General features: G+C 70.4%; 14 protein-coding genes. 6 read left to right on the top strand and 8 right to left on the bottom strand.

The window, feature by feature from the left end; translation table 11 throughout:
- The first annotated feature begins 3 nt into the window (after nucleotides 1-3).
- From ACFCVM_RS09875 to ACFCVM_RS09865, 3 genes are all read left to right on the top strand, one after another.
- Nucleotides 4-1,071 (top strand): dipeptidase, encoded by a 1,068-nt coding sequence (locus tag ACFCVM_RS09875; protein ID WP_375835997.1) that lies wholly within the window; start codon nucleotides 4-6, stop codon nucleotides 1,069-1,071.
- Between the two features lie 16 nt (nucleotides 1,072-1,087).
- A complete protein-coding gene (locus ACFCVM_RS09870) occupies nucleotides 1,088-1,822 on the top strand; it encodes a type 1 glutamine amidotransferase (RefSeq protein ID WP_375835996.1) in 735 nt (244 codons plus the stop codon).
- Between the two features lie 152 nt (nucleotides 1,823-1,974).
- Nucleotides 1,975-3,366 (top strand): MFS transporter, encoded by a 1,392-nt coding sequence (locus tag ACFCVM_RS09865; protein WP_375836699.1) that lies wholly within the window; start codon nucleotides 1,975-1,977, stop codon nucleotides 3,364-3,366.
- Between the two features lie 11 nt (nucleotides 3,367-3,377).
- Here the strand turns inward: ACFCVM_RS09865 and ACFCVM_RS09860 are convergent, their stop codons facing one another.
- The 3 genes from ACFCVM_RS09860 to ACFCVM_RS09850 are packed head-to-tail and all read right to left on the bottom strand — an operon-like array spanning nucleotide 3,378 to nucleotide 4,769.
- The gene (locus ACFCVM_RS09860) at nucleotides 3,378-3,938 is read right to left on the bottom strand and encodes a dihydrofolate reductase family protein (RefSeq protein WP_375835995.1); all 561 of its coding nucleotides are present in this window, start codon (nucleotides 3,936-3,938) and stop codon (nucleotides 3,378-3,380) included.
- Complete coding sequence (locus ACFCVM_RS09855; RefSeq protein WP_375835994.1) at nucleotides 3,938-4,435, bottom strand: SRPBCC domain-containing protein; 498 nt, start codon at nucleotides 4,433-4,435, stop codon at nucleotides 3,938-3,940. The genes ACFCVM_RS09860 and ACFCVM_RS09855 overlap by 1 nt, the downstream gene beginning before the upstream one ends.
- Complete coding sequence (locus tag ACFCVM_RS09850; protein WP_375835993.1) at nucleotides 4,428-4,769, bottom strand: ArsR/SmtB family transcription factor; 342 nt, start codon at nucleotides 4,767-4,769, stop codon at nucleotides 4,428-4,430. The genes ACFCVM_RS09855 and ACFCVM_RS09850 overlap by 8 nt, the downstream gene beginning before the upstream one ends.
- Nucleotides 4,770-4,843: 74 nt before the next feature.
- Between ACFCVM_RS09850 and ACFCVM_RS09845 the strand changes: the two genes are divergently transcribed.
- Nucleotides 4,844-5,227, top strand: coding sequence for a cupin domain-containing protein (locus ACFCVM_RS09845; RefSeq protein ID WP_375835992.1), 384 nt, complete (start codon nucleotides 4,844-4,846; stop codon nucleotides 5,225-5,227).
- A gap of 3 nt (nucleotides 5,228-5,230) precedes the next feature.
- Here ACFCVM_RS09845 and ACFCVM_RS09840 read toward each other — a convergent pair whose 3' ends face one another.
- Complete coding sequence (locus ACFCVM_RS09840) at nucleotides 5,231-5,467, bottom strand: DUF2510 domain-containing protein (protein WP_375835991.1); 237 nt, start codon at nucleotides 5,465-5,467, stop codon at nucleotides 5,231-5,233.
- 107 nt (nucleotides 5,468-5,574) lie between these two features.
- Between ACFCVM_RS09840 and panD the strand changes: the two genes are divergently transcribed.
- A complete protein-coding gene (gene panD, locus ACFCVM_RS09835) occupies nucleotides 5,575-5,985 on the top strand; it encodes an aspartate 1-decarboxylase (RefSeq protein WP_375835990.1) in 411 nt (136 codons plus the stop codon).
- An 8-nt stretch (nucleotides 5,986-5,993) separates the two neighbouring features.
- On the opposite strand, the gene ACFCVM_RS09830 is transcribed toward panD, so the two are convergent.
- Both ACFCVM_RS09830 and ACFCVM_RS09825 read right to left on the bottom strand, forming a co-directional pair.
- Nucleotides 5,994-6,689, bottom strand: coding sequence for a response regulator (locus ACFCVM_RS09830; RefSeq protein ID WP_375835989.1), 696 nt, complete (start codon nucleotides 6,687-6,689; stop codon nucleotides 5,994-5,996).
- Nucleotides 6,686-8,089: a sensor histidine kinase gene (locus ACFCVM_RS09825; protein WP_375835988.1), complete on the bottom strand. Its 1,404-nt coding sequence runs from the start codon at nucleotides 8,087-8,089 to the stop codon at nucleotides 6,686-6,688. Before ACFCVM_RS09825 ends, ACFCVM_RS09830 begins: the two co-directional genes overlap by 4 nt.
- A gap of 113 nt (nucleotides 8,090-8,202) precedes the next feature.
- Here ACFCVM_RS09825 and ACFCVM_RS09820 point away from each other — a divergent pair, with 113 nt between their 5' ends.
- Nucleotides 8,203-8,718, top strand: a complete 516-nt coding sequence (locus ACFCVM_RS09820) for an EXPERA domain-containing protein (protein ID WP_375835987.1) — start codon at nucleotides 8,203-8,205, stop codon at nucleotides 8,716-8,718.
- A gap of 55 nt (nucleotides 8,719-8,773) precedes the next feature.
- On the opposite strand, the gene ACFCVM_RS09815 is transcribed toward ACFCVM_RS09820, so the two are convergent.
- Both ACFCVM_RS09815 and ACFCVM_RS09810 read right to left on the bottom strand, forming a co-directional pair.
- Nucleotides 8,774-10,201, bottom strand: a complete 1,428-nt coding sequence (locus ACFCVM_RS09815; protein WP_375835986.1) for a DUF222 domain-containing protein — start codon at nucleotides 10,199-10,201, stop codon at nucleotides 8,774-8,776.
- A gap of 218 nt (nucleotides 10,202-10,419) precedes the next feature.
- On the bottom strand, nucleotides 10,420-11,724 hold the full coding sequence (locus ACFCVM_RS09810) for a glycosyltransferase (protein ID WP_375835985.1): 1,305 nt from the start codon (nucleotides 11,722-11,724) through the stop codon (nucleotides 10,420-10,422).
- Nucleotide 11,725 lies beyond the last annotated feature (1 nt).

Raw genomic sequence — 11,725 nt, 5'->3', positions numbered from 1 at the left:
GTCATGCAGCACGAGCGTTTCGAGATCCCGGTCTTCGACGGCCACAACGACCTGCCGTGGACGGCGCGCACCGAGCGCGGCTACTCGGTCGAGGGGCTCGACGGCTCCGAGCCGACGCCGCTGCACACCGACATCCCGAAGCTGCGCGACGGCGGTGTCGCCGGTCAGTTCTGGTCGGTGTGGGTCGATTCGAAGATCGAGGGGGCGGCCGCCGTACGATCGACGCTCGAGCAGATCGACTTCGTGCACCGCATGGCGGCGCGCTACCCCGAGACGTTCGAGCTCGCGACGACCGCCGAGACGGCGAGGCGGGCGATCGAGGCGGGTCGGATCGCCTCGATGATCGGCGTCGAGGGCGGCGGCCAGATCGACAACTCGCTCGCAGTGCTGCGCGAGTACGCCCGGCTCGGTGCGCGGTACATGACGCTCACCTGGACGTCGACGAGCGACTGGGCCGACTCCGCGACCGATGAGGCGCGGCATGGCGGGCTCACCGAGTTCGGCCGCGAGGTCGTGGCCGAGATGAACCGCATCGGCGTGCTCGTCGACCTCGCCCACGTCTCGGTGGCCACGGCCGATGCAGCGCTCGACACGTCGACCCGGCCGACCCTCGTCAGTCACTCGAGCGCCGCGGCCCTGAACCCGCACCCGCGGAACATGCCCGACCGGATCATCCGCCGGGTCGCCGACGGCGGCGGCGTGTACATGGTCACCTTCGTGCCCTCCTTCCTCACGGCCGAGCGCCGGGAGTGGGTCGACGGCGGCGAGACCGGACCGAAGCCGCCGGTCACCGTCGCCGACGCCGCCGATCACGTCGAGCACGTGCGCAACGTCGCCGGCATCGACGGGGTGGGCCTCGGCGGCGACTACGACGGCACCGACGACATGCCCGAGGGGCTCGACGACGTCTCGGGTTATCCGGTGCTGTTCGCCGAACTGGCCCGCCGCGGCTGGACGGAGCCCGAGCTGCGCAAGCTCGGAACCGAGAACGTGCTGCGCGTGGTCGCGGCATCCGATGACGACTACCTGGGCTTCACGGGCGCCGGCTCGAGCCGACCCGTCGAGGCGTGAGAGAGCGAGAGCGCAGATGGTGACAGTGAACGACGGCCCGAAGGTGCTCGTGGTCGTGAATTCCCGCCCGAGCAGCCTGCGGCGCATGCTGCCGTGGCTCGAGGACGCGGGGCTCGACCTCGTGGTGGCCGTCGGCGAGGAGGGGTTGCCCGACGACCTGACCTCCTTCGACGGCCTGATCATGCTCGGCGGCGGACTCATGCCCGACGACGACGATCGCGCCCCGTGGCTCGCCCGGGAGCGCGAGCTCGCGACCGAGGCCATCGCGGCCGACATCCCCACGCTCGGAGTGTGCCTCGGTGCGCAGATCATCGCGCACGTCGCCGGCGGTGAGGTGCGGGCCTCGTACGGTACGCCCGAGCGCGGGGCCACTCCCGTCTTCGTCACGGAACAGGGCGGCGACGACGCCGTGCTCTCGTCGCTCTCACCGGTCGCGCACGTGATCGAGAACCACCAGGACATGATCACGCGCCTGCCCGATGCCGCCGTGCTGCTCGCCTCGAGCGAGGCGTGCGTCAACCAGGCATTCCGACTCGGTCGCCACGTGCGGGGGGTGCAGTTCCACCCGGAGGCGGGAGCGCGCGACCTCGAGAAGTGGGACGACGCCGCACTCGCCGCCGCCGGCATCGACAAGCAGCAGCTCGTCGATGCCGCACTCGTCCACGAGGAGGAATCCGCGGCACGCTGCGCCCGGCTCGCGACGGCGTTCGCCGCCGAGGTCGTCGCCGCTCGCGTCGCGCGCGTCGGCTGAGAGGGGTTCCGGATGTCGCAGGGGCTGGTTATCCTCGCAGGGTGACCGACGTGCCCGGCGGATCCGGACCGGGCGAGGCGCTGCAGGCTGCGCCCGCCTCGGGATCGCCTGCGTCGGGGCCGTCCGCACCGGTCGTGCCGCCGCCCGGTGGCATGCGCACCTTTGTGCAGGTGCTCGCGAACACGATGATCGCGAACGTCACGACGAGCTTCCTCTGGTTCGCGCTCACCTTCTGGGTGTACCTCGAGACCCGGTCGGTGCTCGCGACGGGCATCATCGGCGGCGCTTACATGCTGCTCATCGCGCTGTTCTCGATCTTCTTCGGCACGATCGTCGACCGGCACCGCAAGCAGCGGGTCATGGTCTTCTCGAGCCTCGTGACCCTCGGCTCGTTCACGGTGGCCGGTGTGCTCTACCTGCTGCAGCCCGAGTCCGCCCTGCTCGATCTCGGCGGCCCGTGGTTCTGGCTGTTCTCCGGCATCATCCTCTTCGGCGCCGTCGTCGAGAACATGCGCAACATCGCACTGTCGACGACCGTGACCCTGCTCGTGCCCGAGGAGCGGCACGCGAACGCCAACGGCATGGTCGGCACCGTGCAGGGGCTCGCATTCCTCGTCACGAGCGTCTTCAGCGGGCTCTCGATCGGCATGCTCGGCATGGGGTGGACGCTCGCGCTCGCCATCGCAGCGACCCTGGTCGCGCTCGTGCACCTGTTCTTCGTGCGCATTCCCGAGGCGCACCCGGTCCTCGACCGGGACCACTCGCCCGCGATCGACCTCCGCGGCAGCATCGCCGCGATCCGGGGAGCGCCGGGCCTCTTCGCCCTCATCGTGTTCTCGACGTTCAACAACCTCATCGGCGGCGTCTACATGGCGCTCATGGATCCGTACGGACTCACCCTGTTCCCGGTCGAGGCTTGGGGCCTCGTGCTCGGCATCTCCTCGTCGGGCTTCATCATCGGGGGCATCGTGATCGCCAAGTGGGGCCTCGGCCGCAATCCGATCCGCACGATGCTCCTCGTCGTCGTCGGCATGGGGCTGCTCGGGGCGCTGTTCACGATCCGCGAGTGGTGGGTGCTCTACGGGATCGGCATCTGGATCTACATGACCCTCATCCCCGCGGTGGAGGCGGCGGAGCAGACCGTCATCCAGAAGGTCGTGCCGTTCCGGCGGCAGGGCCGCGTGTTCGGATTCGCGCAGGCGTTCGAGGCGGCGGCCGCTCCGATCACCGCCTTCCTCATCGCCCCGATCGCCCAGTTCTGGATCATCCCCTACATGGAGTCCGCCGAGGGGCAGGCGACCTGGGGCTGGCTGCTCGGCGCCGGCGACGCCCGGGGGATCGCCCTCGTGTTCCTCTTCAGCGGGCTCGCGATGGTCGTGCTCGCCCTCCTCGCCTTCGGCACGCGCTCCTATCGGCTGCTGACGGCGGAATACCTGGACGGCGCGCCGGCTGAGGCATCGACGACGCCGGATGACGAGGCGACGACGCCGGACGGCGAGGCATCCGTCTCCGGCGCCGCCGAGGTGCCGGTGGAGCGCAGCTAGCCCGGGCCGGGTCAGCGAATCACGTAGGTCGTGCCGATGTGCCCGCTCGGGTGCGCGACGGTGTGGTCGAGGGTCAGCGGTCGATCGCCCAGGTCGGCCGGCGTGAAGGGGCGGCCCGCACCGATCAGCACGGGCACGATCCGCAGGCGCAACACGTCGACGAGCCCAGCTCGGAAGAGTGCATCGGTGAGCGTGAAGCTGCCCCACACGACGATCGAGTCCGTGCGCCGCTTCAGAGCTGCGACCGAGTCGGCGGCGTCACCGCCGAGGATCTCGATCTCGCCGTCGCCCCACGGCGCTCGCTCGAGCGAGTTCGAGACGACGAACTTCGGGAGGCGGTTGATCGGTTCGGCGACGGGCTCGGCCGCCGGGTCGGCGTTCGGCCAGTAGTCCGCGAACATCCGGTAGGTGTTGGCGCCGAGGAGGATCGCGTCGACCTGCTCGAGGAAGGCGATCTGGTCGGGGTCCGCCGGGTCGACGGAGCCGGCCGCGAGGAAGAAGTCCAGGCCGCCCGACTCGTCGGCCGCGTACCCGTCGGCGCTCACGATCTGCTCGACGGTGAGCCGGCCCATCAGCGCTGCCCTCCGTCGGCGAGCGGGCCATCGAGCGGGTGGCCGAGCGGAGCGTCGAGTCGCTCATCGAGCACGTCGAAGGCACTCGCCCAGCCGTCGTAGACGTTCTCGTCGCCGGGCACTCCTGCGATGCCGACGAGGTGGAACGTCATCTCGGTGCGCTCGCCGACCTCCACGAGCGTCACGGTGATGAGCGGAGCGTCGTCGTCGCCGGGCATGCCCCACGTGAAGACGAGCCGCTCGGGCTCGACGACCTCGCGGTAGACACCCGCCGTCGGATACTCCGAGCCGTCTGGGGCGATCATCGTGTAGCGGTAGCTCCCGCCGGGGCGCACGTCGAGCTCCACGGTCTCGCGTGGTGTCGCGACGCCGACCGGGTGCCACCACGCGGAGGCCTCGTCGGGGTCGGTCCACGCGCGCCAGATGACTGCTCGGGGTGCGTCGAAGACGCGCGTGATGGTGAACTGCTTCGTTGCGGAGGCGGTCTGCTCAGGCATCCGTCGGTCCCTTCCTCGTGCGGAGGTGCTCGTCGAGCTGGTCGAAGCGGGCGTTCCACTCGCCGCGATGGCGTTCGACCCAGGCGGATGCCTCGTCGAGCGGCTCGGTGCGGAGGGTGCAGGTGCGCCACTGGGCCGACGCGGTTCGCTCGATGAGCCCGGCGCGCTCGAGCACCTTGAGGTGCTGGGAGATCGCGGGCCGGCTCATCGAGAATGGCTCGGCCAGTTCGCCGACGGTCGTCGGGCCGCCGCGGAGTCGCGAGAGGATCTCGCGTCGCGTCGGATCGGCGAGCGCCTGGAACACGAGGCTGAGCTCGTCGGGCCCCTGCTGCATGTAAGCAACTCCTTAATTAATGATTCGCTTACATTACGTCGACGGTACGCCCGCGTCAAGAGGAGAATGACGCGATGACCGATGAAGCGAGCGATGTGCGCGATGTGCGCAACCTGCAGGCCGCCCTCGATTCCTTCTCCGAGCACTGGCAGCCGCACCGCCTCGCGAGCGTGAACGACTACGACGTGAAGGTCTTCAAGGCGCAGGGCGAGTTCACCTGGCACACGCATCCCGACACCGACGAGTTCTTCATGGTCGTCTCGGGCCGGCTCGTCATCCAGTTGCGCGGCGGCGACGTCGAGCTCGGCGCCGGCGACGTGTACGTCGTGCCCAGGGGAGTCGAGCACCGCCCACGTGCCGACGGCGAGGTCTCGGCGATGCTCATCGAGCCGCGCGGCACCGTGAACACCGGCGACACCCCGAGCGAGCGCACGGCGCAGCTGCGCGAGCTCGGCTGAGGCTCATCTCCACCAGGTCCGCGCTGCGACCTTGACTAAGACCGCTTCGAGTGCCGATCTGATGCGCTGCCGGTAGAACTCCGGATGCCACGACGGATAGCCGTCATCACCATCGACTCTGGTATCGGTCTCCGACCACGAGCTGCCGTCCCACCAGCGCAGCATGTCGGCCGCCTCGGGGTCTTGATACCAACCGGGTGCGGCCGTGGTGTCCTCGGCAGGCGGCGGCACGTCGATCATGCAGCGAGTATGCCAGTCAGGGGCGGCCCGGAACGGTCGCTGAGGCATCCGGTGAGCATGGCGCCTCCGTGATCGGGAGTCGACGAGGCATCCGTAGGCTGGCAGTCGTGCTCAGGACCATGCTGAAGTCGAAGATCCACCGCGCCACCGTCACGCACGCCGACCTCCACTACGTCGGCTCCGTCACCGTCGACCGAGACCTCATGGACGCCGCCGACCTGCTCCCCGGCGAGCAGGTCTCGATCGTCGACGTGACGAACGGCGCCCGACTCGAGACCTACGTCATCGAGGGCGAGCGCGGCTCGGGTGTGCTCGGCATCAACGGTGCGGCTGCGCATCTCGTGCACGAGGGCGACCTCGTCATCGTGATCTCGTACGCGCAGATGGAGGATGCCGACGCCCGCACCTTCCGGCCGCGCATCGTGCACGTCGACGCGGTGAACGCCGCAGTCTCGCTCGGTCACGACGCCGGCGATCCCGGTGCCGGCGGAGCGTTGCGCTCGCCGCAGTCGGTCTGACGGGGCCGTCAGCGCTGCACTCGCACGACCCCGTGCTCGTAGGCGTAGACGACGGCATGCACGCGGTCGCGCAGGCCGAGCTTCATGAGCACCTTCGACACGTGCGTCTTGACCGTCGCCTCGCCGACCCAGAGCCGTTCGGCGATCTCGGCGTTGGAGAGGCCGAGTGCGAGGTGCTCGAGCACCTCCCGCTCGCGGTCGGTGAGCGTGTCGAGCTCAGAGGCGGGCTTCGGCTCGCGCTCGGCGGGTATCGCGAGCTCGGCCGGTTCCGCCCGTGGACGGCTCGCCACGGCCTCGATCACGCGCCGCGTGACATCCGGCGACAGCAGTGCGTCGCCGCGCGCGACCACCTGCACCGCCTCGATGAGCTGTTCGGGGCTCGAGTTCTTCAGCAGGAACCCGCTCGCCCCGGCCTCCAGGGCGGCGAACAGGTAGTCCTCGCGGTTGAAGGTCGTGAGCACGAGCACGGCGGCAGCGGATGCCTCGTCGGCGGTGATGCGGCGAGTGGCCTCGAGTCCGTCCATGCCCGGCATCTGCACGTCCATGCAGACGACGTCGGGGGAGAGGTCCGCGACCGCGGCGATCGCCTCCTCGCCGTTCGCGGCCTCGCCGACGACCTCGATCCCGTCTTCGGAGTCGAGGATCGTGCGGAACCCGCCGCGCACGAGCGACTGGTCGTCGACCACGAGCACCCTGATGCTCACGCGGGCACCTCCTCGGCCCGGCGCAGCGGGAACTCGGCGCGCACGAGGTAGCCGCCGCGCGATCGCGGTCCGAGTTCGAGGCGGCCGCCGGCCGCGGCGACCCGCTCGCGCATGCCGACCTGGCCGAGGCGGCGGCTCGAGGCATCCGTCGTCGTGTCGCTCGTCGGGCGCATCACGGGGCCGGAGTTCGTCACCTCGACCTCGACCGACTCATCGGCCCAGCGCACGCGGACCTCTGCCGTCGCGGCGGCGCCCGCGTGCTTCCGAACGTTTGTGAGCGCCTCCTGCACGATGCGATACGCGCTGAGGTCGACGACCGCGGAGACGGGGACGGCGTCGCCGATGATCGCGAGCGTCGTCGGCAGACCGATCGCCGTCGACTCCGCGACGAGCTCGTCGAGGCGCGCGATGCCCCGTGTCGACGTGCTCGTGGTCGCCGGCTCGCGGTCGTCGCCGGCCAGCCCGAGGGCGTCATCGAGCACCGCGACCGGGCCGGTCTCCGTGTCGCCGCGGAGGGTGCCGAGCAGGCCGTGCAACTCGTCGACGGCGTCGCGGGCGCTCGACTCGATCGACGAGAGTGCGGTCGCCGCGGCGGCCGGATCCTTCGCGAGCACTCGGCGTGCAGCGCCGGCCTGCACGCCGATCACCGAGACGTGGTGCGCGACGACGTCGTGCAGCTCGCGGGCGATGCGCAAACGCTCGATCGCGACGGCCTGGGCGCGAGTGCGCTCGCGCTCCGAAGCGAGCTCGGCAGTGCGCTGCTCGAGCTCGGCGCGCGATCGCGCCGAGCGGTAGGCGGTGTCGCCGAAGTACCACGCGCCGCCGAAGTAGAGCAGGTTCGTGAGCACGTTGATCAGGCCGTACGCGAGATAGGGCGAGAGCGCTCCCTCGCGGGAGAAGTCGGGCAGGTAGTCCTGCACGGCGGAGTAGTAGATGAGCCCCCAGAAGAGCCACCCGAACATGCCCACGACGATGATGCCGCGCACGATCGTCGCCCGGCGACGGCTGCGACTCCATGCGCCGACCGTGTAGATCGCGACGAACAGGCAGATGTTGCTGAAGAGTGCGTCGCCGACGGGCACGACACCGCCGACGATGAAGGTCGCGGATGCCACGAGCGCCACGATCTCGGGCTGGATGCGTCGTGCCGCGAGCGGGAGGGTCATCGCGGCGACCCAGATCACCGAGCCCCACCACGGGGCGCCTTCGCCCTCCCCGTCGCCCTCGCCCCACCCGGCGAGGCGATACAGCACCACCGTTGCGGCCGTGCCGAGGGCGAGCATTACCGCGAGGATCAGATCGTTGCGGAGGGCGCGTCGCCCCGGCCGTGGGCGTATCCACTCGACGCCCTCGACGACGGGCGGAGTCGCGGCAGCCGTCACGCCAGTCATGCCAGTCATCCCACAACGCTAGCGAGTGGCCCCGCCGCGCGGATCCATCGGGCGACGGAGATGCTGGCGCGCGCCTCGAGATGCTGGTGGGCGCGGCATCCGGCTCGATACGCTCTCGAACCATGACCGCCGACTCGACGACCGCCCCGAACCTCAGCCTGCGCGAGCGCCCGTTCGACTGGTTCTTCATCGTGGTCTTCTCGCTCTTCACGATCACGAGCCTGATCAGCGACATGCTGCCGACTCTCGGCGTCGACATCTCGCAGCCGTCGTCGAACTTCTTCGTGAACTCGAACTACTGGTACGCGAGCGACACCGACCCGCTCTTCATGGAGCCGCCCGTGTGGATGCGCATCGTCACCGGGCTCTCGGCGTTCGTCTACATGCCGTTCTACATCGTGCTCGTGATCTCCCTGATCCGCGGCTGGAACTGGATCCAGCTGCCGAGCGTCATCTACGCGACGATGATCTCGACGATCACCGGCATCATCGTGTTCGGCGTCGAGTTCTTCGGCGAGCCCGAGTGGCAGACGACGAACCCCGTGAAGTTCCTCGCGTTCAACCTGCCGTACGTGCTCATTCCGATCGTGCTGCTCGTGCGCATGAGGAAGCCCGCGCCCTTCACGCGGCGGTTCTGAGCGGTTGCCGGGTTGCCGGGTTGCCGGGTTTCCGGGTTTCCGGTCACGCGATCGCTCACACCGAGGCGCGTTCGGGCGCTGCGGAGTGAAGGTCGCGTCGATCGGCGAGTCGGTCGGCGAGTCGGGTCGGTGAAGTGGTCGACGTGCGCCAGCCGCCGCCCGGGTCGAGCCACGCGGGTGGCCGGATCTCGGGCACTCCGCGCCGCATGCGAATCGCCCAGCCGGAGGTGTCGATCGAGCGATGGTGATACCAGCAGAGGAGCACGCCGTTGTCGGTGTGCGTCGGGCCGCCGCGGCTGTCGGGGGTGACGTGGTGGATCTCGCACCACGCGGCGGGCACGGTGCAGCCGGGGATGAGGCAGCCGCCGTCGCGGAGGGTGATCGCCCGGCGCTGGTGCGCGGTGAAGCAGCGTTCGGGTGAGCCGAGGCGGATGATGGGGCCGGCGTCGTCGGAGACCACGGTCTGGATGCCGCCGGTGCACATCATGTGCCGTACTGCGCGTATCGAGATGGGCAGCTCGACGCCGTCGGCGTGGCCCGCGCCCCGTGAGGCGTCGAGGTCGGATGCGCGGACGCTGACGAGGACGGTCGGGGCTGCCCCGCCGATGGTCGGGTGTTCGCCGGAGCGTGCGGCGGTGTCGATGATCGCGGCGAGCACGTCGTGTCGTTGCTGCTCGTTGGTGCGGGTCTCGGCCTGCACGGCGGGGTCGGCGCGCTCGGCGTCGGTGAGGAATCCGCCACCGCTGCGGGGCGAGAGGTGCGCGTCGAGGAGACGGGTGAGCTTCGCCGCGACCTCTGGCAGCAGCTCGCCCGAGATCGGGATGAGGCCTTCGCGCGCTCGACCGACACGGAAGCCTCGCCGGCGCATCGCCCGCTCGTCGTCGGGCTCAGGTCCGTCTTGATCGAGGAAGGCCGCCCATGCGCGCGCCTGCACGGCCAGTTCCTCGGCGCCGGCACGTACCGGTGCCGCGTCGCCGGTGCCGGTCGCCTGGTCGACGAGTTCGCGTTCGGCGACGTCGAGTCGACTGGGGTCGGCGACGGTGCGGGTGCGGCCGAGCTCGCGGATGATCGTGGCCGCCGCGTCGGCGCCGATCTCGCCTGCGCCCAGCGCGGCTGCGACGTGCGGGTGCTGCGCGGGCACGGGCTGCCCGGTCAGGCCGGTGCCGGCCCGGGTCGCGGCGCCGACGCTGATGCGGCGACGCGCCTCGGCGCCTGAGACCTGCGTCACCCGCTCGAGCAGTTCGGCCGCGGAACGGCACCCCTTGCGCGCCGACAATCGCTGACCGCCGAGCTCGACCCGGGAACGGTCCGCGATCTCACCCGCGACGCCTGCACGGTGCGCGTCGAGCAGTCGCCCGACGCGTTCGAGTGCGCCCGTCGCGAGGAGCAGCTCATCATCGCCGAGGCCACGTGGTGCGTCGAAATCGAGCGCCGCGTCGAGCGCCGAGCGAACCTGCTCGAGCGCCTCGCGGATGCCGGTCATGCCCACAACACTGCCACCACCCACCGACATTCGAACGTCGGGGAAATCCCGCTTCACCAGCCGTTTACCGGCCACTCATCCTCCACAGGAGTGGCCGGGTGGAAGTTCTCCACAGGTTGGCATGGCATGCGGGGAGTGGGCGGGCGGATGAGGAGGTTGGTGTCCGGCCGCTGGTACCGGCGGGCGGGTGAGTGTGCGGGCAGACGCGGTGCGCGCGGTTACACCTCGCTCGCGACCGCGATTCCGAGCACGTCCTCGATCGCGCGGTCGAGGCCCGCGAGACCTTCCGACTCCGCGATCTCCGCGCCGAGTCGCTCGCTCGCCTCCCGGTACGCCGGCTCGCGGAGCACGCGGTCGACCGCCTCGCGCACCTGCGCCGCCTTCGGCCGATTGGTGCGCAGGTTCACGCCGACGCCTGACCACTGCACGCGAGCCGTGACCTCGATCTTGTCCTCGGTCATGCCGGCGACGACGAGCGGCACCCCGTGCTCGAGTGCGTAGTGCACGCCGCCGTAGCCGCCGTTCGACACGAGCACATCGGTCAACGGGAGCAACCGGTCGTACGGCAGGAACTCGGCAGCGCGCACGTTGGCGGGCAGCGGATGCGGCAGGCTCGCGACCGCCCGCCCGCCCGTGCTGACCACGACGAGGGCTTCGGAATCCGCGAGCCCAGCGATCGTCGGGGCGATGAGCTCGTCGAAATCGGTGTTCGCGATCGTGCCCTGGGTGACGTGCACGACGGGCCGCGTGCCGTCGAGCTCGTGCCACCACTCGGGCACCGGGTGGTCCGAGGCGACCGTGCGCGAGACCGGTCCGACGAAGCGAACGGATGCCGCGAGCTCGCGCCGCGGGTACTCGAAACCGGGCACCGTGAACTGCACGACGGCGTCGGCGAGGGCGGCGGAGTTCAAGAAGAACTCCTCGAGCCGCTCGCCGGTGGACTCGAGCACGAAGTGCTCGGCGGTGCGCTGCACGCCCCCGAAGATGACGCGCTTCGCGGCGAAGCCGAGGGCGGCGTTGCGCACGCGGCCGGCGATGCCGGGCTTCGGCAGCACGCCGAGCCCGAACGGCGCGGTGTCGACGCTGTCGAGTCCGAGCGGGAAGATGCCGAGGTTCACCGTCTTCGGCCTCGCGTACGCGGGCCGCGAGAGCAGGCCGAGCATGCCGAGGAGAAGTCCTTCGAAGAGCACGACGTCGGTGGACGCTGCGACGAGGGCGTCATCGACCGCGCGCAGCTGACTCGCGGCAGGACCGAGGAAGATCGTCGACATGTCGTAGCGGATGCCGTCGGGGCCGGTGCGCCCGACACGGCCGGGGAAGGCGGCCTCGAGGTCGCGGTCGTCGTAGTCGGCGTCGGTGGGCAGCGCCAGGAACTCCGCTCCGGTCTCGCGCACTGCGGAGCGGAAGCGCGAGCCGGTGAGGAACCGGACGCGGTGGCCCCCGAGCACGAGGTGACGGGCGACGGCGAGCAGAGGCGTGACGTGTCCGTGCACGGGCGTGCTCGCGATGAGGATGGAAGGCATG

The organism is Agromyces sp. NPDC056389, from assembly GCF_042262385.1.
Lineage (GTDB): Bacteria > Actinomycetota > Actinomycetes > Actinomycetales > Microbacteriaceae > Agromyces.
The sequence above is the reverse complement of the archived record's forward strand: the minus strand, read 5'-3'. Positions and strand labels throughout refer to the sequence as shown.

Bases quoted from the DNA above. Each gene is read 5' to 3' on its own strand.
- ACFCVM_RS09875 (WP_375835997.1), top strand. From the start codon at position 4: ATGCAGCACGAGCGTTTCGAGATCCCGGTCTTCGACGGCCACAACGAC.
- ACFCVM_RS09870 (WP_375835996.1), top strand. From the start codon at position 1,088: ATGGTGACAGTGAACGACGGCCCGAAGGTGCTCGTGGTCGTGAATTCC.
- ACFCVM_RS09865 (WP_375836699.1), top strand. From the start codon at position 1,975: ATGCGCACCTTTGTGCAGGTGCTCGCGAACACGATGATCGCGAACGTC.
- ACFCVM_RS09860 (WP_375835995.1), bottom strand. From the start codon at position 3,938: ATGGGCCGGCTCACCGTCGAGCAGATCGTGAGCGCCGACGGGTACGCG.
- ACFCVM_RS09855 (WP_375835994.1), bottom strand. From the start codon at position 4,435: ATGCCTGAGCAGACCGCCTCCGCAACGAAGCAGTTCACCATCACGCGC.
- ACFCVM_RS09850 (WP_375835993.1), bottom strand. From the start codon at position 4,769: ATGCAGCAGGGGCCCGACGAGCTCAGCCTCGTGTTCCAGGCGCTCGCC.
- ACFCVM_RS09845 (WP_375835992.1), top strand. From the start codon at position 4,844: ATGACCGATGAAGCGAGCGATGTGCGCGATGTGCGCAACCTGCAGGCC.
- ACFCVM_RS09840 (WP_375835991.1), bottom strand. From the start codon at position 5,467: ATGATCGACGTGCCGCCGCCTGCCGAGGACACCACGGCCGCACCCGGT.
- ACFCVM_RS09825 (WP_375835988.1), bottom strand. From the start codon at position 8,089: ATGACTGGCATGACTGGCGTGACGGCTGCCGCGACTCCGCCCGTCGTC.
- ACFCVM_RS09820 (WP_375835987.1), top strand. From the start codon at position 8,203: ATGACCGCCGACTCGACGACCGCCCCGAACCTCAGCCTGCGCGAGCGC.
- ACFCVM_RS09815 (WP_375835986.1), bottom strand. From the start codon at position 10,201: ATGACCGGCATCCGCGAGGCGCTCGAGCAGGTTCGCTCGGCGCTCGAC.
- ACFCVM_RS09810 (WP_375835985.1), bottom strand. From the start codon at position 11,724: ATGCCTTCCATCCTCATCGCGAGCACGCCCGTGCACGGACACGTCACG.